This window comes from Streptomyces lydicamycinicus (genome assembly GCF_000829715.2).
GTDB classification, from domain to species: domain Bacteria; phylum Actinomycetota; class Actinomycetes; order Streptomycetales; family Streptomycetaceae; genus Streptomyces; species Streptomyces lydicamycinicus.
In genome coordinates this window covers 701986-724196 of sequence record NZ_BBNO01000002.1, presented here as the reverse complement: position 1 = coordinate 724196, position 22211 = coordinate 701986, and the positions used below count along the sequence as shown (strand labels likewise).

At 70.6% G+C, this 22211-nt stretch carries 24 protein-coding genes; 7 read left to right on the top strand and 17 right to left on the bottom strand.

Going from position 1 to position 22211, the window contains the following annotated elements; all coding sequences use genetic code 11:
• Positions 1 to 38 precede the first annotated feature (38 nt).
• The 3 genes from TU31_RS08635 to TU31_RS08625 are packed head-to-tail and all read right to left on the bottom strand — an operon-like array spanning position 39 to position 1985.
• Positions 39 to 458, bottom strand: coding sequence for an arsenate reductase ArsC (locus TU31_RS08635; RefSeq protein WP_042151382.1), 420 nt, complete (start codon positions 456 to 458; stop codon positions 39 to 41).
• Positions 451 to 1581: an ACR3 family arsenite efflux transporter gene (gene arsB, locus TU31_RS08630; RefSeq protein WP_042151379.1), complete on the bottom strand. Its 1131-nt coding sequence runs from the start codon at positions 1579 to 1581 to the stop codon at positions 451 to 453. The genes TU31_RS08635 and arsB overlap by 8 nt, the downstream gene beginning before the upstream one ends.
• Positions 1578 to 1985 (bottom strand): ArsR/SmtB family transcription factor, encoded by a 408-nt coding sequence (locus tag TU31_RS08625; protein ID WP_042151376.1) that lies wholly within the window; start codon positions 1983 to 1985, stop codon positions 1578 to 1580. The genes arsB and TU31_RS08625 overlap by 4 nt, the downstream gene beginning before the upstream one ends.
• A 79-nt stretch (positions 1986 to 2064) precedes the next feature.
• On the opposite strand from TU31_RS08625, the gene TU31_RS08620 reads away from it, so the two are divergent.
• Both TU31_RS08620 and TU31_RS08615 read left to right on the top strand, forming a co-directional pair.
• The gene (locus TU31_RS08620; RefSeq protein ID WP_042151373.1) at positions 2065 to 2541 is read left to right on the top strand and encodes an ArsI/CadI family heavy metal resistance metalloenzyme; all 477 of its coding nucleotides are present in this window, start codon (positions 2065 to 2067) and stop codon (positions 2539 to 2541) included.
• Positions 2542 to 2865: 324 nt separating this feature from the next.
• A complete protein-coding gene (locus tag TU31_RS08615; protein ID WP_042151370.1) occupies positions 2866 to 3654 on the top strand; it encodes a DUF5707 domain-containing protein in 789 nt (262 codons plus the stop codon).
• 75 nt (positions 3655 to 3729) lie between these two features.
• On the opposite strand, the gene TU31_RS08610 is transcribed toward TU31_RS08615, so the two are convergent.
• The 3 genes from TU31_RS08610 to TU31_RS08600 all read right to left on the bottom strand — a co-directional run bounded on the left by TU31_RS08610 (position 3730) and on the right by TU31_RS08600 (position 6917).
• Entirely contained in the window at positions 3730 to 4146 is a 417-nt protein-coding gene (locus TU31_RS08610) for a hypothetical protein (RefSeq protein ID WP_370682714.1), read from the bottom strand.
• A gap of 277 nt (positions 4147 to 4423) precedes the next feature.
• Positions 4424 to 5518 (bottom strand): hypothetical protein, encoded by a 1095-nt coding sequence (locus TU31_RS08605; RefSeq protein WP_042151932.1) that lies wholly within the window; start codon positions 5516 to 5518, stop codon positions 4424 to 4426.
• Between the two features lie 190 nt (positions 5519 to 5708).
• Entirely contained in the window at positions 5709 to 6917 is a 1209-nt protein-coding gene (locus TU31_RS08600) for an FAD-dependent monooxygenase (RefSeq protein WP_042151364.1), read from the bottom strand.
• 105 nt (positions 6918 to 7022) lie between these two features.
• Between TU31_RS08600 and TU31_RS08595 the strand changes: the two genes are divergently transcribed.
• The 3 genes from TU31_RS08595 (at position 7023) to TU31_RS08585 (ending at position 8712) form a co-directional block, all read left to right on the top strand.
• Positions 7023 to 7643 (top strand): PadR family transcriptional regulator, encoded by a 621-nt coding sequence (locus tag TU31_RS08595; RefSeq protein WP_042151361.1) that lies wholly within the window; start codon positions 7023 to 7025, stop codon positions 7641 to 7643.
• A gap of 296 nt (positions 7644 to 7939) precedes the next feature.
• The gene (locus tag TU31_RS08590; RefSeq protein WP_042151358.1) at positions 7940 to 8260 is read left to right on the top strand and encodes a DMT family transporter; all 321 of its coding nucleotides are present in this window, start codon (positions 7940 to 7942) and stop codon (positions 8258 to 8260) included.
• Positions 8261 to 8262: 2 nt separating this feature from the next.
• Positions 8263 to 8712, top strand: a complete 450-nt coding sequence (locus TU31_RS08585; RefSeq protein WP_042151355.1) for a DMT family transporter — start codon at positions 8263 to 8265, stop codon at positions 8710 to 8712.
• A 106-nt stretch (positions 8713 to 8818) separates the two neighbouring features.
• On the opposite strand, the gene TU31_RS40230 is transcribed toward TU31_RS08585, so the two are convergent.
• The 4 genes from TU31_RS40230 to TU31_RS08570 form a co-directional block, all read right to left on the bottom strand.
• Positions 8819 to 9481, bottom strand: a complete 663-nt coding sequence (locus TU31_RS40230) for an erythromycin esterase family protein (protein ID WP_275451772.1) — start codon at positions 9479 to 9481, stop codon at positions 8819 to 8821.
• 20 nt (positions 9482 to 9501) lie between these two features.
• Positions 9502 to 10116 (bottom strand): erythromycin esterase family protein, encoded by a 615-nt coding sequence (locus tag TU31_RS40225; protein WP_275451771.1) that lies wholly within the window; start codon positions 10114 to 10116, stop codon positions 9502 to 9504.
• 446 nt (positions 10117 to 10562) lie between these two features.
• The gene (locus TU31_RS08575) at positions 10563 to 11222 is read right to left on the bottom strand and encodes a hypothetical protein (RefSeq protein ID WP_158894308.1); all 660 of its coding nucleotides are present in this window, start codon (positions 11220 to 11222) and stop codon (positions 10563 to 10565) included.
• A 395-nt stretch (positions 11223 to 11617) separates the two neighbouring features.
• Entirely contained in the window at positions 11618 to 12046 is a 429-nt protein-coding gene (locus tag TU31_RS08570) for a nuclear transport factor 2 family protein (RefSeq protein ID WP_042151349.1), read from the bottom strand.
• A gap of 380 nt (positions 12047 to 12426) precedes the next feature.
• Between TU31_RS08570 and TU31_RS08565 the strand changes: the two genes are divergently transcribed.
• Positions 12427 to 13344: an SCO2400 family protein gene (locus TU31_RS08565; RefSeq protein WP_158894306.1), complete on the top strand. Its 918-nt coding sequence runs from the start codon at positions 12427 to 12429 to the stop codon at positions 13342 to 13344.
• Positions 13345 to 13352: 8 nt separating this feature from the next.
• On the opposite strand, the gene TU31_RS35835 is transcribed toward TU31_RS08565, so the two are convergent.
• From TU31_RS35835 to TU31_RS08530, 7 genes are all read right to left on the bottom strand, one after another.
• Positions 13353 to 14960: a protein kinase domain-containing protein gene (locus TU31_RS35835; RefSeq protein WP_158894304.1), complete on the bottom strand. Its 1608-nt coding sequence runs from the start codon at positions 14958 to 14960 to the stop codon at positions 13353 to 13355.
• A 107-nt stretch (positions 14961 to 15067) separates the two neighbouring features.
• Positions 15068 to 15298 (bottom strand): ferredoxin, encoded by a 231-nt coding sequence (locus TU31_RS08555; RefSeq protein ID WP_042151343.1) that lies wholly within the window; start codon positions 15296 to 15298, stop codon positions 15068 to 15070.
• A gap of 4 nt (positions 15299 to 15302) precedes the next feature.
• Positions 15303 to 16616 (bottom strand): cytochrome P450, encoded by a 1314-nt coding sequence (locus TU31_RS08550; RefSeq protein ID WP_245698455.1) that lies wholly within the window; start codon positions 16614 to 16616, stop codon positions 15303 to 15305.
• Positions 16617 to 16934: 318 nt separating this feature from the next.
• Complete coding sequence (locus tag TU31_RS08545; RefSeq protein ID WP_042151340.1) at positions 16935 to 17726, bottom strand: ABC transporter permease; 792 nt, start codon at positions 17724 to 17726, stop codon at positions 16935 to 16937.
• Positions 17723 to 18712, bottom strand: a complete 990-nt coding sequence (locus TU31_RS08540; protein WP_042151337.1) for a daunorubicin resistance protein DrrA family ABC transporter ATP-binding protein — start codon at positions 18710 to 18712, stop codon at positions 17723 to 17725. Before TU31_RS08540 ends, TU31_RS08545 begins: the two co-directional genes overlap by 4 nt.
• A 61-nt stretch (positions 18713 to 18773) precedes the next feature.
• Positions 18774 to 19610 (bottom strand): DUF4097 family beta strand repeat-containing protein, encoded by an 837-nt coding sequence (locus tag TU31_RS08535; RefSeq protein WP_042151334.1) that lies wholly within the window; start codon positions 19608 to 19610, stop codon positions 18774 to 18776.
• Between the two features lie 215 nt (positions 19611 to 19825).
• Positions 19826 to 20365: a hypothetical protein gene (locus tag TU31_RS08530; RefSeq protein WP_042151331.1), complete on the bottom strand. Its 540-nt coding sequence runs from the start codon at positions 20363 to 20365 to the stop codon at positions 19826 to 19828.
• A gap of 323 nt (positions 20366 to 20688) precedes the next feature.
• Between TU31_RS08530 and TU31_RS08525 the strand changes: the two genes are divergently transcribed.
• Positions 20689 to 22206 carry a serine/threonine-protein kinase gene (locus tag TU31_RS08525; RefSeq protein WP_042151328.1) on the top strand — a complete coding sequence of 506 codons (1518 nt, stop codon included), beginning with the start codon at positions 20689 to 20691 and terminating at the stop codon, positions 22204 to 22206.
• The last annotated feature ends 5 nt before the right edge of the window (positions 22207 to 22211 follow it).

Sequence of the window (22211 nt, the reverse complement as noted above, 5' to 3'; positions counted from 1 at the left end):
GGTCAGCGACCTGGGCCTTGATCGTTGTCCGCAAGTGGTCAAGCCTGCCCGTCAGGGGCGATCTCGTCGAGCAGTCCGCGGATCCGCTGCTCGATGTCCTCGCGGATGGGCCGTACGGCCTCGACGCCCTGCCCGGCGGGGTCGGGCAGCTGCCAGTCCAGGTACCGCTTACCGGGGAAAACGGGGCAGGTGTCGCCGCAGCCCATCGTGATGACGACGTCGGATGCCTGCACGGCCTCGACGGTGAGCACCTTGGGCACCTCGGCCGAGACATCGATGCCCACCTCGGCCATCGCCGCGACAACGGCCGGGTTCACGGCGTCGGCGGGGGCGGACCCGGCGGACCGCACCTGTACGCGGTCGCCCGCAAGGTGCGTGAGCAACGCGGCGGCCATCTGCGAGCGGCCCGCGTTGTGGACGCAGACGAACAGCACGGAGGGCAGATCGGTGTCAGGCATGCGCGGGGTCTTCCTCGGTCAGGGGTGCGGGGGTGGTGAAGTAGCGGCGGGCGTACAGCGCGACGTACACGAGGCCGATCAGTACCGGCACTTCGATGAGCGGGCCGACCACGCCCGCGAGGGCCTGTCCGGAGGTGGCGCCGAACGTGGCGATGGCTACCGCGATGGCCAGCTCGAAGTTGTTGCCGGCGGCCGTGAACGCGAGCGTCGTCGCACGGGAGTAGTTGAGTCCGACGGAGCGTCCGAGTGCCATGGAGCCCGCCCACATCAGGGCGAAGTACACGAGCAGCGGCAGCGCGATACGGGCGACGTCGAGCGGTTGCGAGGTGATCGCGTCGCCTTGCAGCGCGAAGAGGATGACGATCGTGAAGAGCAGGCCGTACAGGGCGAACGGGCCGATGCGCGGGATCAGTTCGGACTCGTACCAGGCGCGTCCCTTGGCCTTCTCCCCGATCCGGCGGGTGAGGTAGCCGGCGGTGAGCGGGATCCCGAGGAAGATCAGCACGCTGCGGGCGATCTCCCATACGGACACGCCCCCAAGCTCTCGGCTCTGCTCAAGCAGGTGAGAGCCCATCTCGCCGGACTGCTCAAGGCCGAGCCACCCGGGGAGCACGGAGAGGTAGAACCAGCCGAGCGCCGAGAAGGCGACCACCTGGAACACCGAGTTCAGCGCGACCAGGACGGCGGCGGCCTCGCGGTCGCCGCACGCGAGGTCGTTCCAGATGATGACCATGGCGATACAGCGGGCCAGCCCCACGATGATCAGCCCCGTGCGGTACTCGGGCAGATCGGGAAGGAAGAGCCACGCCAGCGCGAACATGAGTGCCGGGCCGACGATCCAGTTCAGCAGCAGAGAGGGCAGCAGCAGCCGGCGGTCACGGGTGACGGTGTCGAGCCGGTCGTAACGCACCTTGGCGAGGACCGGGTACATCATCACGAGCAGGCCGAGGGCGATGGGGAGGGACACCCCGGTGACGGTGACCTCGGCGAGCGCGTCCCCGAGACCAGGGACGACGCGGCCGAGACCGAGACCGAGCGCCATCGCGGCGAGAATCCACACGGCGAGGTAGCGGTCGAGGAACGACAGCCGGCCAGCGACCGCCTGCTCGGGCGCGGCACTCACGCGCTCCCCCCGTCCGCCGCGACACGGGCAGGCAGCGGCTCGCCCGCGGGACGCGTGAGGATGCCCGCGAGGCGGTCCGTCATCTCGGGCAGCAGCCAGTAGTAGACCCATGTGCCGCGCCGCTCGCAGTCGATCAGTCCGGCCTGCCGAAGCAGCTTGAGGTGGTGCGAGATCGTCGGCTGCGACAGGTCGAAGGCGGGGGTGAGGTCGCAGACGCAGACCTCGCCGCCGGCCCGCGAGGCGATCATCGACAGCAGGCGGAGCCGCACCGGGTCACCCAGCGCCTTGAACACCTTCGACAGTTCCACGGCCTGGCCCTCGTCGAGCGGGGCCGAAAGCAGGCCGGGGCAGCATGCACCGGCTTCGCTGGTCTGCTCGATCACCACGAGCTCTTGATTCGACATTCCTCTATGTTGACGCTTATCGATTCAGGAGGCAACCTTGAATCGACAGACATCAATGCAAGCCGATCGGAGTCTCGCCATGTCACGTGCACAGCTCGCCCTGCGCGTCAGCGACCTGGAAGCGTCGATCACCTTCTACTCGAAGCTGTTCGGCACCGAACCGGCCAAGCGGCGCGAGGGCTACGCCAACTTCGCCCTCACCGAGCCGCCGCTCAAGCTGGTACTGATCGAGGGCGAGCCCGGCCAGGAAACCCGCCTCGACCACCTCGGCGTGGAGGTCGGGTCCACGGACCAGGTGACGGCCGCCACGACCCGCCTCAAGAACGCCGGCCTCGCCACCTTCGAGGAGAACGACACCTCCTGCTGCTACGCCCTCCAGGACAAGGTGTGGGTGCACGGCCCCGGCAAGGAGCCCTGGGAGGTCTACGTCGTCAAGGCCGACGCCGACACCCTGGGCAAGAGCGCCGACCCGTCCGCGACCAGCGGCACCGGCGGCTGCTGCGCGAGCGGGACGGCCGACGCGGATCCCGTACCGGGCTGCGCCTGCGGAGGCTGATGCGCCGGCCGGCAGCCAGCAGTGGTCCAGGGAAAGCGGTCACGGCCAGGGTGGCCACCCCCCACAGGAGTCACCCCGGCCGTGATCGCGTAGCAGGGCGATTGCGCGCCCGTATGCGGTTCTGCGTCGCGGGACGCCGCCGCGTTACCCGGGCCGAGCGATACATCCGATACGCGGGGCTCTGTGCGGCAACGTCCAGTGGGACGGGCCAAAGGTCCAGATGCCTCCGACGTCGAAGGGGGAAGGGTGAGCCTTAAGCTTTGCGCTTCAACTACCCCGTCTGCCCGTTCGGCGGGGCCTCTTGTCACTCCGTGAAGGAGACACATGCGCAAGCGCGCTGCCTTTGCCGTGCTCACCGCCGTCGCCGCGCTGGCCGGCTTCGCCATCCCCGGTGCCTATGCGGGCGAGAGCCCGGGGGAGGTCCAGATAAGCGACGTCGTCCTCGACGGCGGCAAGGACGTCGTGGTCGACACCTACGACAAGACGATCACGGTTTCGGGGACCTTCACCCATCCCTCGGGCATCCAGGACGCGGACTTCGTCCTGTGGCGGGGGCCGGACGGCGCGAACCCCTATGCGACCTACGACGACCGCATCATCTCGAACGAGTACTACGTCCACGCGGACTGCGTCGCCTCAAGTGCCACGACCTCCACGTGCTCGCAGACGTTCACCTTCGAACCGGACTGGACGCTTGCGAACGCCGACGCCGGCACCTGGAAGGTCAGCGTGCAGGGGGTGGCCAACGACGACAGCGGGACCCACACGGCGGACTACACCACGACCCGCTTGCAGCGGCACGCCGAACTGACCGTGAACGCAGGCCCGGAGCCGGTCGCCCAGGGCAAGACCCTCACGGTCACCGGCAAGCTCACCCGGGCCAACTGGGACACCCTCGACCACCGGGGCTACACCAACCAGCCCGTCCGGCTCCAGTTCCGCAAGGCGGGCACGACGACCTACACCACCGTCAAGACCGTGAACACCTCCAGCACCGGCGGCCTGACGACGACGGTCGCTGCCTCGGAGGACGGTTACTGGCGCTGGAACTTCGCGGGCACCTCCACCACTCCGGCCGTAAAGGCGACCGGCGACTTCGTGGACGTGCAGTAATCCCACGCCGGACCGGCCTCTGGCGCTCAGGGGGCACGGGGCGGGCTGTGCCCCCTGAGCTCGGTGGAAGCGCGGTCAGAGGCGTCGCAGCCAGGCGGCTGCGCCATGGCCGACGGCGAGGTAAACCAGCGCGGGGAGGGCGTAGTTGAAGAAGACCCGTAGCCCTTCCGTATCCATCATGAAGATGTCCTGCGACCAGCCGGCGAGCCAGTCGGCCATGCCGTGCACGAAGTCGACGAAGACATTCGCGTGATTCGCTTCGAGCAGATACAGCAGGATCCACAGCCCGAGAAATCCCGCGGCGATATCCGCGAGGCTGTGAATGATCAAGGCGAGCCGATCCGCTCCGACACCTCTTCGGTTTCCTCGCCCGCTCCCGCTGCTGGCGTGGGGGGTTGGGGGCGGAGCGGCGTGGTACGGGTCGGCCGGTGCGGGATGGTACGGCGAGGGTGAATTGCTGGGATACGGAGCGTGCGCCCCGACATTCGGCAGCGGAGCCGTATCGCCACCCTCCGGAGAGTTCGATCCGCCGTGGTAGGGAAAGTTTGCACCGGAGCCGTATGGACGATTTTGCGGTATGCCGTCATTGGGGTAACTCACGGTGCCGCCCATTTCCCGTCGAGCGATTCCGAAACTCCCTTCACCGCTATTTCACATCGTTGTCCTCGGTCCGCCACTTCGCGGTCCGGACGGGACCGGTGGCGGGGGCGGCCGGCTGCGGGCCGTCCGAAGCCACGCGCGGCGCGGCCCGCCAGGCCCAACTCTCCCGCTACGCTCCCTCGTCAGCCGCGTACGGGTGGACGAAGCACCCCGCATCGAATGGCGCGAACCAGCGATTTACGTCCAACGACCCGACTTCTGACGTCGTGGCGCCAGTTTCCCCGCCATCCTCGGCCATCTCGTACCACAGCTCGCCATCGGCCCCTTCAAGCACCTTTTCGGTAAAGGCTTCCCAGGCGGCGGCGACCCCGTCGTGCAAAAGGCCGTAGCCATCCAGCACCACTCCGGCCTCACGCAGCAGGAAATTCAGCAGGAACTCCTCGGCCACACAGCCCAATTGCACGGAGTCATCGCGGGTGAGGCGTCCGGTGAGCGAGACGGCCGTGACGAGAAAGCGGCGGGCGAAGAGGACGGTGTACTGCGCGGCGAACTGCGCAGGCAAATCGTCGAGGTACCACAGAAGCCCGTCGCATTCCTCCACGGACTGCTTCGCTTCGCTGAGCGTCTGCACATCGTGGAAGAGCTGGTCCACCAGGAGATCGATGGCGTACACCAGGGCGCCGGCGGCCAGTTCCGCGTGTTCCCGGTCGACGCCGAACTCTTCGCCGTTCTCGCACCAGCCGAATGCGTCGAGTCCGAATGCGGTGAGGCGCGGCGCCATGGCCCGCACCGTGCCGCGCATCGCCTCGACCTCTTCGCCGGGGAGCCGCGCGGCAGTGGCTTCGGCCCTCGCCTCGGCGTGCTGAGCAGCGCGTACCACGGGATCGGCCGGCGGCACGTCCGGGCCATCCGCGGCATCCAGACTCTGCTGAGCGAATTCCGGGTGCAGCTCGACCTCGCACTTGGTGATCTGCCATTCGCTGAGCAACTCCGCCTGCTCCAAGACCTCGCCGACGACTTCTCGCATGGCGTCCTCGGCGACCTCCAGCGCAGGCGCATCCACGAACAGCTTCAGCAGGACCCCACCAGGGTGAGCGGCCAAGATGGAATCGAAGATCTCGATTTCCACATCGTCCGGCCCCTCGACGGCCTCAATCGCATCGAGGCCCTTCCGGAGCAGGAAGATGACACCCTCCCGCTGAAGAGCGTCCAGTTCCGCCGCACCGGCCGGAAGGCGCGTGTCCACGCTCACCACATACGTCACGCGGCCCATCGTGCCGGAGCGCCACTGCCCAGCGGGTGGGAATTCAGCTCTTCCACCATCGGGATCCGCGGCTGCCCGGCGGCACTTCACCTGGCGGGCGCCTGCCGTCGCCCAGGGGCGCCGCCGGGCCAGGGTCCCTGCCCGCCCTCGGCCGCCCGGCCCTGGCCCCTTCCCCGTTTTCCGATTCCCGTCAGGCCGTGGCGCTCGCCGTTCCCGTCACCGTCGCCTCCCACTCAATGCGATGGAAGTGGAGCGGGCGGAGCATCTCGTCGAGGCTGGGGAACGCCGGCACGGGAGCGTCGCTCTTGCCGGACTTGACCTTGTTCACGGCCGCGGCGTTGCGGCCGATCGCCTCCACACGCGGGCGGCGCAGGGCCTCGTAGGCGGCGAACGCCTCGCCCGGCGAGGGAAGATCGCGCAGGCAGCGGGCCAGTTCGACCGCGCTCTCGATGGCGAGCGAGGCGCCCTGTCCGGAGCTGGAGGACGGGGCGTGCACCGAGTCTCCGACCAGCACCATCCGTCCGCGGTACCAGTGCGGTACGGACGGCATGCGCTCCATCCGCCCGACCACCATCAGGTCGTCGGGGCCGGTGTGCCGCAGCAGCCGCTCACCCGGGACATGACCGGTGTAGAGATCACGCAGCCGGCTCAGCCACTCGGCGCCGGGTACTCGTGCCAGGTCGGCCGGGCTGGGCGGGGTGTCCGTGGGCAGGCCGGCGAACCAGATCATCCGCCCGTCCGGGCCCCGCCAGTAGCCCATGAAGGCGCGGCCGAAGGCGAAGTACATGGTGCCCGGTGCGGCCCCGGCCTCGCTGCCCACCGTCGCGTAGCCGCCGAAGCTCAGCACGCCGCCGTACTCGGGATCGGGTGCCTGCGGGTCGATCACGGTGCGGACGGTGGAGCGGATGCCGTCGGCACCGATCAGGATGTCGGCGGTCGCGGAGGTCCCGTCGGCGAAGTGGGCGGTGACGCCCTCGCGCGTCTCCTCGGCGGCGACCAGCCGCTTGCCGTACGCGAAGCGAACCCCCGCGGTGACCGCGTGGTCGGTCAGCGCACGGAACAGCCGGTCGCGCGGCAGCGTCATCGTGGCGGGCAGTTCCGAAAAGCCGCCGAAGCCGGCGAGCTGATTGCCGAGGCCGTCCGCCATCACCATGCCGGGCACCGGCTGTCCGACGGCCGTCACCGCCGCGTCGGCACCGACCGTCGCCAGCGCCGCCTGACCGTTCGGCGCCAGCCCCAGCCAGGCCCCGACGCCGTCCGCCGCGCTCGGATACGCCTCGTAGACGGTCGCCGCGACGCCCGCCTTGCGCAGTGCGAGCGCCGTGACCGGGCCCGCCACACCTCCCCCGATGACCAGTGCCGTCCGTACGCCGGAGCCGTGGCCGCGGTTGTCGCTCATAACCCCTCCCGTGGGTCATGTGGATGCGTCGTGTGAACGCCGCGCTCATAGTGGCAAAGGAACTAGTAGCAATGCAACTAGTTTCGGATTGCCTACGATGCCTGCATGACCGCCTCCGTGAAGAGCTCGCCGCTGGGACTGGCCGTGCTGGCGCTGCTGCACCATCGGCCGCTGCACCCGTACGGCATCCAGCAACTGCTCAAGCAGTGGGGCAAGGAGCAGGTCGTCAACGTCGGCCAGCGGGCCGGGCTGTACCGCACCATCGAGCGGCTCCAGGCCGGCGGGCTGATCACCGTCCGGCAGACCGAGCGCGACCAGCAGTACCCCGAGCGGACCGTCTATGAGGTCACCGATGAGGGCCGGGCGGTCACCCGCGAGTGGCTGGAGCAGATGCTGGCGGTGCCCAAGGCGGAGTTCCCCGTGTTCCCGGCGGCGCTGTCGAACATGCTGCTGCTCAGCCCGGAAGAGGCGACGCCGATCCTGGAACGACGGGCAGCGCGGCTCGCCGGCGAACGCGCCGAACTGGAGCGCCAGTCCGCCGAAGCCCCCACCGGACTGCCGCGCATCACGCTGATCGAGAACGAATACCGGCTCGCCGTCCTCGACGCCGAGGAACGCTGGCTCCAGGGGGTGCTCCGCGATCTGCGGGACGGAAGCCTGACCTGGTCCCCGGAGATGCTCGCGGCGTTCCAGGAGGCGTCCGCACCGGGTTCGGCCGCGACCTGACGAGGGCGCGGCCGGGAGGCCGGACGTGGTTCCGGAGCGTGCGTGTGGGTCGTGCTTGTGGGTCGTGCTTGTGGGGGCCGCTGGCGCGTGGCGCCACCCGGATGGAATTCCTCAAGGACCACGGCGCGTATGACGACGTCCCGCGTGGGACTACGTCCCCTTCGGCTCCTGTTGAAGGGGACGCGCGCCAAGTGCCCCGGGGTGTTCGCCGACCGCGGCGCGGTGGCGGGCAGCGGGGCACCGGCCGATGAGCCCCCGGCCCGACCTGCACCGGATGGAGAGGACGTTCTTCCACCATGGCCTGGATCTACTTGTCCCTCGCGATCGTCTTCGAGATCATCTTCGCGCTCGGCGCGAGCGCCTCACACGGCTTCACCAAGCTGAAGGTGTCCGTGATCACCGTGGTCGGCGTCGTGGGCGGCATCTACTTCATCAGCCTTGCCCTCAAGACTCTGGATGTCGGGGTCGGCTATCCGATCTGGACCGGGGTCGGGGCGGTCGGCACGGTGATCTTCGGAGCGCTGATCTTCAAGGAGAAGATCACGCCGGCCAAGGTGGTCTGCTTCGTCGCCATCATCGGCGGGGTCGTCGGTCTCAAGTCCCTCGCGGGGGCGTGACGATGACCAGGGAGAACACGGGCGCGGAGCAGAAGCAGAGTCTCACGGTCGCCTGGGCCTGGCTGTTGGTCGCCGCCGTCTTCGAGGTGATCTTCGCGCTCGGCTCGGCCGCGAACGGCGGCTTCACCAAAGCGGTCCCGTCCGTCATCACCGTCGTAGCGGGCGGCGGCGGGGTCTATCTGCTCAGCCTCGCCCTGAAAACCATCGATGTCGGCATCGGCTACACCGTCTGGACGGGCATCGGCACCGTCGGCTCCGTCCTCTTCGCCGCACTGCTCTACGGCGAACAGATCACGCTCGGCAAAGTGCTCTGCATTCTCGCGATCATCGGCGGCGTGGTCGGACTCCACCTGACCTCCGAGAAGCCGAAGGACGACGACACCTCCGACACCACCGGGTCCGCCGACGACGAAGGACCGGAGTCACCGGTCGCACCCAGGTCGGCGTCGTAGGCCCGGGGCGCCTCTCGCACGGCCCGGGTGGGCGACGTCGCACGGGTGTGGGCAGGGGCAGGTGGGGCCCCGTACGGAAGCCCCACCTGAAAGGATTCGGGGCCGGTCAGAAGCGCACGGTGCGGTCCCGGGTGACGGTCGGGACGGCGATGACGGCATCGAACGCTTCCGGGACCCGGGTGCTCAGGGAGGAGCTCTGGGACCGGATGCTGTGGAGCAGTGGCGCGCCCTGGGCGTCGCGGGGGGTGTGGCGCAGGTCGGTCAGGGTGATCCGGTCGGCGAGTCCGGCGTCGGTGAGGGCGCCCTCCACGCTGCCGGGCTCGGCGGGTTCAAGGCGGGCTTCGGCAAGGGTGAAGCCCACCGCGGCGCTCTGGTCGGGGTACATCTCCGGCACATGGTCGGCGGTGTGGACGAGGGCCACGGTGCGGTAGTCCTGGCCGAGCATCCGCTGAAGATGCCGGCCCATGGGCAAGGCGGTGAGGCCGCCGCCCAACTTCATCTCCGTTTTGTGGATGTGACTGTTGTGTGCCGCGAGCACGATCCGGGCCCCCGGTTCGGCGCGCTCCAGGTGCCAGCGCACCGATTCGGCCATGTAGATCTCGCGCACCGACAGATCCGCCGTGAGGCCCCGGCCGGAGAGCAGGGCATGCATCGCCTGGAACATGTAGTCGGTGTGGCAGGCGGCTTCCACCCGGCGCCTGGCGATATCGAAACGGCTCTGGCCGCTGTGGGAAACATAGAGCGGTTCGGCGGCGCGCAGCCGTAGCAACAGCCGCGCCAGTGTGGCGGTCAGCTCGTTCTGCTCGGCTTCCGGGAGGCCCGCCCACGCCGGCCCGCCGCGGCGCCGGATCCGCAGCCCCTGAGGAACCGGTCGCTGACCTCCAGGGCCGTATCGACGAGGCGCAGTGCGTCGGGGTCGACCTCGCGCAGATAGTCGGCCACCGGCTCCAGGGCGGGGCGTAGCGCCCCGCCGGCTTCGGGGACGTCGATGCCGGCGAAGCGCAGGGGGTGGGCGCTGGTGCGGTTGTGGTGGCGCAACCAGTGCAGGAGATCCGCGGCGCCCCACTCGGTGGCGGCCCGGCTCACGTTCACCAGGTCTCCGTCGTCCCCCTCGCCCCGCAGCCACCGGTCGAGCGGGAAAGCTTCGCTGAAGCCGAACTCCATGGCAAAGACGGTGAATCCGCAGCGCTCGGCGAGAAAGCGCAGCACCCGTTGACGCGCACGGGAGAACTCTTCGACGAAGTGGGCGCCCTCGCCGACCGCGACCACCCGGGCGTCGCCGACGATCTCCCGGAGACCTTCGAGGTCGTCGAGGGGTTGTTCCGGATCAAGGGTGGTCAGGGGCGTGCCGTGCTCGCGGAACCACTCGGCGAGCACGGTGCGGGAAGAAGACTGAACAGGCACAGCTTGAGCTCATTTCTCGGCTCGGAGGTTCAGACCGCCGCTCGTCCGCACAGCGGCGCACGCAGCGACGCGACGACGCGCAGGCGCGCCAGCAACGCCGGGCCACTGGCCAACGGCGCGCAGCGTCTGCCCGACGAACCCCGTCAGAGAAAATTGCTGAAGATTGCCATGCCCGAGAAGCTAGCAACGCGCGCCGCTCACCCGCATGTGGGTATTGCGGCGCTTGCTCCCGGGACGGGCCCCGCTCCCCGTCCGCCTCTCCACGACACCGGCCCCAGGTCAGTGACCTGGGGCGGGTGTGTTCTCGGCCGGGGAGGTGGCCGGGTGTGGTGAGGGCTCCTGTTTACCGGTGCAGGCTCGCGATCTGCACCGGGTCGGCAGGCCCTCGCCCCGAGTTGGGGCCGTTCACGGAATGCCGGTGACCGCCGGATCCCGCGCCAACTGGGCTAGCTGGGGCTCGTGTTGCCGCAGCGGTTGGTGCGCTCTTCGTCGGTCATGGGGCGGGACTGGATCCTGATGATCTTGTAGGTGATGTCCCCCTCGACATCGGTGAAGTCGTGAGGACCATGGAAGTTGTGCTCGTTGACGGGAGCGAAGGGGTTCGACTGGTCGACGCCGTTGAGGTGCCAGTTGCCCTTTGCCTTCCGGGTGACCGACACCTCGTCGACCCAACCGATCTCGCCGGGCTTCAGAGTGCCCGTGGTATCGCTGCTCTCCGTGTTCTGCTTGAACCAGGTGTGCTCGATCTTCGGCAGCACCGAGACGGGGTTCGCGCCGACCGACATGCCGACCACCGTCGATTCGCCGGTGGTCTCCGCCTCGCCCTGCTTGAAGTCGGCGTTCTCGGTGGTGCAGTTGTCGCGATAGTTCCCCAGCATCGTCGGCGTGCCCTCGGTCGGCTCACTGACCCATGCGGTGGGGGTGAAGGTGCAGTCCTGGCCGCAGTCGGCGAGGAACTCCGCGACTTTCTCGGGGGTGCTCCAGATGCCCTCGCCCTGGGACACGGGCACGTCCGGCGGGTCGGTCACCCAACCGCCGCCACCGCCGTCCGCCTGCGCCGGGGTGATGGACAGGCACAGCGCCGCCGCGAGGGCCATCGATCCCACCGCGACCGCCTTTGCCCGCCGGCCTCTGCCGGACGGGAGAACATTGCGCACTCGTATGTTCATCTTTCGCGTCCCTTACTTTCCACCTGAAGCGCGGATTGCGTCCTGCGATTCCGTTCACGACTCCGGGTGTCGCCGTCCCGGGAAGGCGGCACCCGTCGTGAACGAGGTGTGCGTCAGCTCCGAACCGGCCAGGAACGGAGTGCCGCCGGCCACGCGCCCCTCAGGGACTGCCGCTGCGACCGGCACAACACCGAGATTCGGCCATATGGCTCATGTTCGGCTCACAAGCCGCTCATAGGTGGCAACCGCTACGGAGCCGGAGGTACCGGCCGTTGAGGGAATCAGGCCCCCCTCCCCCGGTCGCGGCAGGTGGTGTCGTAGCGGCCCCGGCGTTACAGGTTGTCGCCCCAGCCGCCCTGAATCATGGTCTGGAAGGCCCACTTGCCGTCCCGCCTGACCAGGATGTCGGCATAGCGCAGCTGCTGGGTCTCGCCGTCCATCGTCATGGTCGAGTCGGAGAAGACCACGGCCAGGGCGGGCGAGAGGAAGACGGGCGTCCGCGTGGACTCGAAGGTGATGTCCTCGCTGCCGTCGCCCATTATCTGCGTCATCGTCGCGAGGTACTGCTCGCGGTCCCACTGTGCCGACCGGGCGTTGCCGGCCGTGTCGTCGCTCACGAGATTGAGGGGGAACACCGCCATGTCGGCCATGCGCTGGACGTCGCGCTTCGCGCTCTGTGCGTCGTACTCCGCGAACCAGGCGGCCAGGCTCGCGCGGTCCTCGGCGGTCGGGACGTAGCCGGCATCGGGCAGGAAGGTCATACGGACTCCTCGTCGTCGTTTCGGCAGCCGGGGATGGCGCGCGGACGAGAGCCCGCCCCGGCCAAAACCAGTCGTCAAGTTTGACTAGTGCGCGAAGTGTGGAGGGTATGCCCCGCGGCAGCTTTAGTCAAACTTGATTAGCGTCTTCGGTTCCGTTCGGGCGGCTGAAATTCGCCCCCTCGACTGGGGGGCGCGTCGTGACATGTCCGGAGTGCGGGAGGGGGCACCCGGGAATCTGCACCGAAGCGTCACATGGCCTTCGCGTGACCCTCGACGGGTGTCGTTAGCGTTACTGCCCGCTCGATCCCGCGTGCGAACTGGATCAGCTCGATCAGGTCGCCGGCGTCCCTGGCGGCGCAGCCAGCACAGAAAGATCGCAGATGGACTACTGCACGTCGTGCCGTCGGAGTCTCAACGGGGCGCTCGTATGTCCGGGATGCGGCGATTACGCCCCGGACATAGCCCCGCCCACCCACCGTCGGCAGAGCGCGACGGCCGCAGCGATGTGGGAGTCCTGGCCGTCGGAGGAAACCCCGGCCCCGGGGCCCCGGCAGGGTCGGTACGCCGATGCCGCGCCGCTCGCCGGTGGCGCCTCCGAAGCCGCGTCGGCGGAAACGGCGGAAACCGCTGCCGTCGCGGACGCGGATGCGCCCGGCGACGCCGAGATCCCCGCGCCCACCGGTCAGGGCCGGGCGGCCCGGCGCCGGCAGCTGGCGCGATGGAAGAAGCACCGGCGCCGGGCCGCGGCCGCCACTGCCTTCGCGCTGGTCGGCGGTGGTCTGACCGTCAGCATGCTCCAGAACAAGCCGGCCACCAACGGCACCCACGCGTCCTCGATGCCGGAGCCGGAGAGCGTGTCCACGCCCCGGACGGAGCCCGCCGCCTCGTCGACGGACCGGTCGGACAGCCAGGCGTCCCGGCACCCCGGTGCCCGCGCGTCGCTCCCGTCCGGTCGCCATGCGCGCCGCGACGCGAGCACTCCGCCGCCCGCCACGACGGCCCGGCAGCCGGAGTCCGTCACCCCGTCGCACACCGCCGCACCCCCGCGCCCGGCCGCGCCCACCGAGGCCACGCGGGACAGGGCGGCGCACCCCGCCCACACCGACGCCGCGGCTCCCGCGACGAGCGCCCCGGACGCCTCCGGAGGCTCCAGCAGCTCGGGAGGTTCCGGCGGCTCCGGCAGCTCCGACGGGGACACCTCGCCGTCGCGCACGGCACCGACCAGCCCGTCCGCGCCGGAGGCGGGGTCGTCCACGCCGACGGATGTGTGTCTGCTGGGGCTGGTGTGCGTCGGCTGAGCTGACGGCTAGCCGATCCGCTGCCTTCCGCGGCCCCGGGAGACCACTGCGGCCGGGGGTACGGCGCCCTCGCGGGGGTCGGCGCCGGACGGCCCGGGCGCGCCGCCGTCCCCCGACTGCGACGCCCGGGTGCGGGTCTTGAGGACCTGGGCGCCGATGGCGAGCGTGACGGCCAGGAGCAGGACGTAGAAGACGCCGATTTTGCGAAGGTCGTCGAGGAAGAACCAGACGGCGGCCAGCGACGTGAACCAGAAGGCGATGAGCGCGAAGCCGCCGGTGTGCTCGTCCTTGTAACCGGCGGCGAGGCACAGTGCGGAGACCGCGCCCAGGACCAGGGCGATGATGACGAAGTGGGTTTCCCAGCCGATGTTGGCGCGGGCCAGCTCGGACCACACGGCCACCGCCTCGGCCACCGGGCCCCAGGCCACCGCGCAGGCGAGCCGTGCCGACCACAGCAGCAGCACCGATCCGGCGACGGCGGCGAGCAGCGCGACCCGGGAGAACTGGCCGACCTCGATCATGTCGGCCCGGGATATGACCAGGCACAACAGGCAGCCGAGCAGGGCGACCGCGCCCTCGGCCGTCGGCCGGAACACCACGCGTCCCGGTCGTCGGCGGACGGGCCGCGGCGACGGTGCGCTCCCGGCGGGGGCGGGCGGAGCCACCGCCGGGGCGGGGCCGGTGGAGGGGGCGGGGTCCGCGGTCGGAGCGGGAGCCATCGCGGGGCCCGCGGCCGCGGGATCGAGTGCGGTGGGGGTGGGAGTGGAGGCCGCGGGCGACGGTGCGGCGTGGGGGGCCGCGGTGAGGGCCGTGCGCATGGTGGCGGCGTCCGCGAAGCGGTCCTCCCGGCGCTTGTGCAGTGCGCGGATGATCACCGCGTCCACGGCGGGCGGGAGTTCCGGGCGGAGCCGGGAGGGCGGTACCGGTTCCGCGGCCAGATGCTGATGCATGACGGAGAACGGTGAGTCGCCGGTGTACGGCGGACGCCCCGTCAGCAGCTCGTACAGCAGACAGCCCACGGCGTACAGATCGGTGCGGTGGTCGGTCGCGGCGCCGTTGATCTGCTCGGGGGCGAGATAGGCGGGGGTGCCGACCGCCACGCCCGTCCCGGTCAGCCGGGTGGCCACCTCGCTCAGCGCCTTGGCGATGCCGAAGTCGACGACCTTGACCGCGCCGGAAGCGGTGAGCATGACGTTCGCGGGCTTGATGTCCCGGTGCACGATGGCGTGCCGGTGGCTGTGGTCCAGCGCCGCCAGCACCTGCCCCGCGACGTCGACGGCCTGCGCCACGGCCAGCGGGCCGTCCCCCAGCACCTGGCTGAGGGGCCGGCCCGCCACGTACTCCATGACCAGATAGGGCTCGGCCGCACCCCCGCCGGAGTCCTCACCCACGTCATGAACGGTGGCCACACCGGGGTGGTTGAGCGCGGCGGCGGCATGCGCCTCCCGCTGGAAGCGGGTGAGGAACTCGGGCTGCATCGCCAGCTCGGCGGAGAGGGTCTTGACGGCGACGGTGCGGCGCAGCCGGTGGTCGACGGCGCGGTACACCGTCCCCATCCCGCCGTGCCCGAGCTGCTCCACCAGCTCGTACCGCTGCCCCAACATCCTGTGTTCCACCGGGTTCCTCCAAGGACCGACCATGCCAACACGGCGGAAGACGTACGGGAGAGCGGACGGGTTCCCCCGCCCCGCGGCGGGGCGGCGGCATGCGAAGCGGTGCCGGACTACCGCTCGTCCGGGGGCGAACTGCCCGCGCCGTCCTGCTCGGTGGCGGTGAGGGCGGCGGCCGGGCAGAGTCCGGCCGCCAGCCGGGCCCTGGCGTGCAGCCCGGGTGGTGGCGCGGCGGTCCGGAGCACGACCAGGCCGTCCTCGGCGTCCTGGTCGAACACCTCGGGGGCGGTCAGGGCGCACATCCCGGCGCCGATACAGCGGTCACGGTCGATGCTCAGATGCACCGGACTACTCCTTGTCCCAGGTGACGGGGAGTTGGTGCACCCCGTGGATGTTCATGGCGTCGCGCAGCGGTACGTCCTCGGGCGGGACGGCCAGCCGCAGCGTCGGGAAGCGGCGGAACAGCGCCGGGAAGGCGACCCGCATCTCGACCCGCGCCAGCTGCTGGCCCAGGCACTGGTGGGCGCCGTGGCCGAACGCCAGATGCCCGGTCGCCTTCCGCTGAAGATCGAGGGTGTCGGGGTCGGGGAACTTCAGCGGGTCGCGGTTGGCGGCCGCCACGGACACGGTGACGGTGTCGCCCGCCTTGATCAGCTGGCCGTCCAGCTCGATGTCCTCCAGGGCCGCCCGTATGCCGGTGTGGGCGATGCTCAGATAGCGGAGCAGTTCCTCGACCGCCTGGTCGGCGAGGCCGGGATCACCGCGCAGAGCGGCGGCCTGCTCGGGGTGGCACAGCAGGGCGAAGGTGCCGAGCCCGAGCATGTTCGCGGTGGTGTCGAGACCGGCGGCCAGCAGGAAGCCGCCGATACCGGCGAGTTCGTCATCGGTCAGCTCAGTGGTGGTCAGATCGCTGAGCAGGTCGTCGGTGGGGTGGGCGCGCTTGGCCAGCACCAGTTCACGGACGCATTCGGTGAGCGCGGTCATGGCGGCCATCTGCGCCTCCGGGCCGGCGTCCGGACTGCTCAGCATCGCGGTGTGCGTCTGGAAGCCCGCGCGCTCGGACTCCGGGACACCGAGCAGTTCGCAGATCATCAGGGCCGGGACCGGGTGCGCGAACGCCTGCACCAGATCGACCACGGGTCCCTGACGCTCCATGGCGTCGAGGTGGTCGGCGGTGATCTCCTCGACGCGGTCGGTGAGCCGGCGCATCCGGCGGACGGTGAACTTGCCGGCGAGCAGCCGCCGGTAGCGGGTGTGCTCCGGTGCGTCGATCCCGGTGAGGTCGCCGAGCGGTGCCGGAGGCAGCGGACCGGAGGGCCCGCCCGGCAGGGGGTAGCGCAGCAGCTCGTACCGGGAGCTGAAGCGGGGGTCGGCGGCGATCGCCCGGGTCACGGCGTGGCCGGTGGCCAGCCAGCCGACATGCCCGTCGGGGTACCGCATGGGGCGCAGCGGCTGCTGCTCGCGCAGTTCCGCCAGCTCGGCGGGCGGGTCGAAGGGGCAGCCCGCGGCGCGGGTCAACGGCAGGGTCACCGGCTCGGGCTGCGCCGGCGCTTCCTGAGCGGTCTGCCCGGTCGTGTGGGCGGACGGTGCGGATGCGGTGGACGGCGCGGATGCGGCGGGCGGTGCGGATGCCGCGGGCGGTGCGGACGGTTCGTGCTGCATGAGGTCCTCCGGTGAAGGGTGACGGCACGGCGAAGCGTTACCGGGCGGAGTGCGGAGTGGTGTGCAGGGTGAAGTGCGCGGTGCTGCGCGCGGTCAGGTGCGCGGTGAAGTGCGGTGCTGTGCGCGGTGAGGGCGGGCTGTGTGCCCGTGGTGAGCCGGGCCGCGAGCCGCGGTGCGTACGCGATGAGACGCGATAAGTACGCGATGCCTGACGGGTGCAGTGGCCCGTGGAGCGTGTGCGGCGTCCGGCTGCGTGCGGCGTGCGGCGTGCGGCGAGGCTTGTAGAACGGTCTGTCGAGCGAGCTGTGGAGCGGCCGTTCAGCGGGTGGCGCTGCGGCGGAAGGCCGTACGGGCCCACAGGTAGCCGACCAGGGTGAGGCCGACGCACCAAGCCACGGCGCCTATCGCGGCGCCGCCGACCCCGGTGCCCATCAGCAGGCCGCGCAGCGTCTCGATGACCGGGGTGAAGGGCTGGTACTCGGCGAACCAGCGCAGCCCGGTGGGCATGGACTCCGGAGGGACGATCGCGCTGCCGAGGAACGGGAGGAACTGCATCGGCAAGGGGATGTTGCTGGCCGTCTCGACATTCTTGGCCACCAGACCGATGGCGGCCGACAGCCAGGTCAGCGCCAGGGTGAGCAGGGTGAGCAAGCCGGCGGCGGCGAGCCATCCGAGCGGGGTGGCGTGCGGCCGGAAGCCCATGAGGAGCGCGACGCCGATGACGAAGGCGATGCTGACCAGCGTCTGGAGCACACTGCCGACGACATGCCCGGTCAGGAACGAGGCCCGGGATATCGCCATCGTGCGGAAGCGGTTGACGATGCCCTCGGTCATATCGGCGCAGACGCCGACCGCGGTGACCAGGGCGCCCGAGGTCGCGGCCATGAGGATGATGCCGGGGGCCACATAGTCGATGTAGTCGGCGCTGCCGCTGGTCGTCCCGCCGATACCGGTCCCCAGGGCGCCGCCGAAGACATAGGTGAAGAGCAGCAGCATCAGGACGGGCATGGCGACGACCGAGACCGTCATGGAGGGGTAGCGCAGGGCGTGCTTCAGATTGCGCCGCAGCATCGTCCGGGCGTCGCGGGCCGCGTAGGCCAGGGTGGTCATCGGGCGTTCTCCTTCGGAGAGTTGGCCTCGCTGGCGGACCGGTCGCGGCCGGTGAGGGTGAGGAAGACATCGTCGAGATCGGGGGTGTGCACGGTCAGTTCCTCGGCGCGGACCGACGCCCGGTCCAGGGTGTCGAGGACGGCACGGAGGGCGGGGACGCTGCCGTCGCCGGGCACGTGCAGGGTGAGCGCTTCACTGTCGTGTGCGGTGGCACTGAAGAGGGCGGCGGCCGCGTCGAGTTGGGACGTGTCGGCGAACCGGAGGCGGATATGGCCGCCGGGGATCCGTCGCTTCAGCTCGTCCGCGGTGCCTTCGGCGACCAGCTTTCCGTGGTCCAGGACGGCGATACGGTCGGCGAGTTGGTCGGCCTCTTCCAGATACTGCGTGGTCAGGAAGATGGTGACGCCGTCGTCGGCGACCAGGCTGCGGATGATCTCCCACATGGTGCGCCGGCTGCGGGGATCGAGCCCGGTGGTCGGCTCGTCGAGGAAGATGATGCGCGGATTCCCGACCAGGGTCATCGCGAGATCGAGCTTGCGGCGCATACCTCCCGAGAACGTGGCGACGGGCTTGGTGGCGGCCTCGGTGAGATCGAAGCGGCGCAGCAGCTCGGTGGCGCGCCGTCGGCCTTCGCGGCGGTCGAGATGGTGCAGGTCCGCCATGAGGAGCAGGTTCTCCCGGGCGGTGAGCAGGTTGTCCACCGCGGCGAACTGGCCGGTGACACCGATCGCGGCGCGTACGGCGTCCGCCTCGCGGACCAGATCGTGGCCGGCGACCCGTGCCTGGCCGGCGGTGGCGGGGATGAGGGTGGAGAGGATCTGCACGGTGGTGGTCTTGCCCGCGCCGTTGGGCCCGAGGAGGGCGAAGACCGTGCCTTCGGGGATGCGCAGGTCGATGCCGTCGAGCACCACCTTGTCGCCGTAGGACTTGGATAACCCCGTGGCGTCGATCGCCGTCGCGACGGCGGTCGTGGACGTCGTGATCATGAGTGCCCCGTTTCTGGATGTGGTGGTGGCCGGCCACCATCGGCCGGACCTGGTCAGGAGCTCAGGAGCGGCGGATCAGGATGTCGCCGATGCTGGTGTGGGCGCGTACCTCGACGGTCTCGGCACTGTCCCCGGGGCCCTCTGCGGCGCCGAGGTCGTTGTGCACCCTGCCGAGGCCGGTGGTCACGTCCAGCCAGGCGGCGGTGGACGCACGGATGCCGACCTCCAGATCACCGGCGGCGGCCTGGAGGACGACCTGGCCGCGGGCCACTTCGCCGATCCGGATGGCACCGTTGGCCGACTTGGCGTCGACTCCGGCGTGGGCTACACCAACGGAGATGAGGCCGTTGGACGCGCTCGCCCGCAGGGCGCCGGTGACCTCGCCGATCGTGGTCGCGCCGTTGCCGTTCTTGACCAGCGCGGCGCCCGCGATCTCGCCGACCTCGATCCGGCCGGCGCCGAAGATCTCGGCGTCACCCGCCACGCGGTCCAGCCGGATGTCGCCGTACTGGGTCCGCAGGTTGACGGCCTCTGCCACGTCGACCTGGAGGTCACCGAGCGAGGTCTTGAGCCGGCACTCGCCGAGCCGGCCCTCCACGGTGAAGTCCGCCATGGGCGAGGTGCCCAGGACGTCCGACCCGGTCGGCAGCTCGATGGTGACGGCGACGGAGCCGGACTTACCGAAGAGGGAGCGCTTCTTGGGGCCCTTGACGAGCAGCTTGCCGCCGGAGCAGGTGACCTTGGTCTGCTGTGCGGCTCGTACATCGGCCTCCGTGGTGGCGTCGCCCGGCAGCACCTCGACAACGGTGTCGGTGCGCTTGCTCGCGGCGATCCGGACGGAGCCGAGGTCGATCTCAACGGTGACGGAGAGCGGTTCGGGTGTGTCAAAAGCAGGCATGGCTGTGCCGTCCTCATGGCTGGTGTGAGTTCCCGCCGAACGGGCGGGTGAAGGAGTGGAGCAGTGAGTGAGTCAGCGGGTGGGGTGAGGGGGCGAGTGAGAGGTGGTGCGGTGCGTCGGCGCAGGACCGGGCCGGCCGCCGGCCTTCGGGTGACGGGCCGAAGCCCCTGGCCCCGGCAGCGGCCCGGCACCCCCGCCCCGGGTACCGGCCCGCCCTAGCGGACCCACCCCGTATAGCCCTGCTTGCCCGCATAGCGGGGGCCGCGGCCGGCCGGGCGGCTGGGGGCGCCGGGTTCCAGGGCCGCGGCGACGGCCCGCACCAGCCAGGCGTTGACCGAGAGGCCTTCCAGTCCCGCGGCCTCCTCGACCCGGGCCTTGAGCGGGGCGGGAAGGCGGAAGTTGATGCGCGCGGTGCCGCCCTCGTCGGCGTCCGGAGCGGCCGGGGGCGCGACCGCCCGCGGCTCGCTCGCCGCCGCCTCGGGCAACTCCGGCTGCCCGTACGGCTCGTGCGCCGGCGGTGCGGTCACCACGAACTCGGGGTCGAGCCCGCGCAGCCGCAGATCGACCGATCCCGGGGCCAGATCGCGGGTGATCTCGGTCATGGCGGAGGAGAGGGCGTTCAGCAGCGTGAGCCGGACGGCCGACTCCAGGGGGGTGGTGAGCCGCTCGGCCAGGGCGCGGGCTTCTTCTCCGCCCGTGTCCGCGGCGACCGCGAGCTCGTGCCGGAGATTGTCGACGTAGGGCGTGAGGTCCATGACGCCATCATGGCATCACGATGGCGCCACCGCAAGCCACCCTGGCGCATGAATGGCATCACGGGCGCCATCGTGGCGTCACGCGAGGCACCATGCGCCTTCCGCCACCGCCCTTCGCGCGGCGCCGGCGGTCGCCGTGCCGGTCGGCCCGACGGCGAACGGCGGCGGCTCCTGCGGCAGTTGCCACCGCGCCCGGCGGCCTCGCCGGGCAGGCCACGCCCAGGGCTCCGAATCCCGGGAACGCCGCCCCTCGGCGCCCTCGAACGGGCGGGCTATGGTGCTTCCGCAGACTGTTCAACCCGTGCGGGGGAGGCGAACTCACGGTGTCCGATCTGGGACGGCTCGTAGCCGAGCGGTACCGGCTGGTGGAGCGAGTCGGCCGTGGCGGCATGGGCACGGTGTGGCGGGCCGAGGACGAGCTGCTCGGGCGTCCTGTCGCCGTGAAGAAGCTGCTGGTGCCGCCGCATCTGAACGACGACGAGATCGAGACGCTCTACGAGCGCACCCGCCGCGAGGCCCGCAGCGCCGCCCGGATCACCCACCCCCATGTGATCGTGGTGCACGACGTCGTCGATGACGAGGGCCTGCCGTGCATCGTCATGGAGTACATCCCCTCGGTCACCCTGGGCGACCTGGTGAAGAGCAAGGGGGCGCTGCCGCCGGGCGAAGCGGCCCGGATCGGCGCCGGCATGGCCGCCGCGCTGCGCGCCGCCCACGACGCGGGAGTGCTGCACCGGGACATCAAGCCCGCCAATGTGCTGCTCGGGAACGACGGGCGGATCGTCCTGACCGACTTCGGTATCGCCGTGCAGTCCGGCACGCCCTCCCTGACCCGGACCGGTGAACTGGTCGGGTCGATCCAGTACCTCGCGCCGGAACGCCTCCGCAGTGGTATCGCCGAGCCCGGCCCGGCCTGTGACCTGTGGTCCCTCGGGGCGACGCTCTACCAGGCGGTCGAGGGGCGGCCCCCGTTCAGCCGGGACACCGCCATCGAGACGGCGTACGCCATCGTCACCGAGGAGTACCCGCCCCCGCGCAACGCCGGTGACCTGGCCCCGGTGATCGCGGGTCTGCTCGTGAAGGAACCCGGGGAGCGCATGGATGCCCGCGAGGCCGAGCGCCTCCTGGGCGGCCATACGACCGGCCCGGGGATCCTTCTCGACGACCAGCCCACCAGGCCGCAGCGCGCCGAGGTCCCCGCGGTTCCCGCCCGGAAGGGCAAGCGCGGCCGCCGCACGGCGCTGTGGAGTGCCGCGGCCCTGGCGGTCGCCGCTTCCGTGACCGGTGGCGTGCTGCTGTGGCCCTGGGGCGGCGCCAATGCGACGAGCGCCACCCCGCCCAAGTCCAAGACCTCCGGCCACCCGTCGGCTCCCCGCCCCTATTCGCCTCCGCCGGTGCCCTCCGGATACCACCTCGAAAAGCCGGGCGAGGGCTTCTCCCTCCCCGTACCGGACGGCTGGAAGCAAAAGCACCCTCCCGGCGGTGACATCGCCTACGTGGACCCGTCCGAAAAGGTGGGCCTGCGGATCAACATCGTCCCGTTCGCCGGCGCGAAGGATCCGGTCCAGCACTGGCGGGAGACCGAAGAGGACCAGACGCGCCGGGACAACCCGGGCTACGAGCGGGTTCGGATGGACCCCACGACGTTCCGCGGCCGACCCGCGGGCTACTGGGAGTTCACCTTCAACGGCTCGGCGCGGGAGTACCGGGCCGTGGAGGTGGCCTTCAGCAGCGCCGACGGCACCCAGTACGTGGTCTATCTGTCCGCGCCGAACGAGCAGTGGAGCCGGTACCGGCCGATCTTCGACACCGCCCTCCAGGGCGTCCGGCTCCGGGCCTAGGCCCT

Excerpts from the sequence above, each read along its gene's own strand:
- TU31_RS08550 (WP_245698455.1), bottom strand. The coding sequence starts at position 16,616 with ATGCAGCACGAACCGTCCGCACCGCCCGCGGCATCCGCACCGCCCGCC.
- TU31_RS08615 (WP_042151370.1), top strand. The coding sequence starts at position 2,866 with ATGCGCAAGCGCGCTGCCTTTGCCGTGCTCACCGCCGTCGCCGCGCTG.
- TU31_RS08530 (WP_042151331.1), bottom strand. The coding sequence starts at position 20,365 with ATGGACCTCACGCCCTACGTCGACAATCTCCGGCACGAGCTCGCGGTC.
- TU31_RS08635 (WP_042151382.1), bottom strand. The coding sequence starts at position 458 with ATGCCTGACACCGATCTGCCCTCCGTGCTGTTCGTCTGCGTCCACAAC.
- TU31_RS08600 (WP_042151364.1), bottom strand. The coding sequence starts at position 6,917 with ATGAGCGACAACCGCGGCCACGGCTCCGGCGTACGGACGGCACTGGTC.
- TU31_RS08585 (WP_042151355.1), top strand. The coding sequence starts at position 8,263 with ATGACCAGGGAGAACACGGGCGCGGAGCAGAAGCAGAGTCTCACGGTC.
- TU31_RS08620 (WP_042151373.1), top strand. The coding sequence starts at position 2,065 with ATGTCACGTGCACAGCTCGCCCTGCGCGTCAGCGACCTGGAAGCGTCG.
- TU31_RS08535 (WP_042151334.1), bottom strand. The coding sequence starts at position 19,610 with ATGCCTGCTTTTGACACACCCGAACCGCTCTCCGTCACCGTTGAGATC.
- TU31_RS08590 (WP_042151358.1), top strand. The coding sequence starts at position 7,940 with ATGGCCTGGATCTACTTGTCCCTCGCGATCGTCTTCGAGATCATCTTC.
- TU31_RS08570 (WP_042151349.1), bottom strand. The coding sequence starts at position 12,046 with ATGACCTTCCTGCCCGATGCCGGCTACGTCCCGACCGCCGAGGACCGC.
- TU31_RS08595 (WP_042151361.1), top strand. The coding sequence starts at position 7,023 with ATGACCGCCTCCGTGAAGAGCTCGCCGCTGGGACTGGCCGTGCTGGCG.
- TU31_RS08565 (WP_158894306.1), top strand. The coding sequence starts at position 12,427 with ATGGACTACTGCACGTCGTGCCGTCGGAGTCTCAACGGGGCGCTCGTA.
- TU31_RS08545 (WP_042151340.1), bottom strand. The coding sequence starts at position 17,726 with ATGACCACCCTGGCCTACGCGGCCCGCGACGCCCGGACGATGCTGCGG.
- TU31_RS08625 (WP_042151376.1), bottom strand. The coding sequence starts at position 1,985 with ATGTCGAATCAAGAGCTCGTGGTGATCGAGCAGACCAGCGAAGCCGGT.
- TU31_RS08540 (WP_042151337.1), bottom strand. The coding sequence starts at position 18,712 with ATGATCACGACGTCCACGACCGCCGTCGCGACGGCGATCGACGCCACG.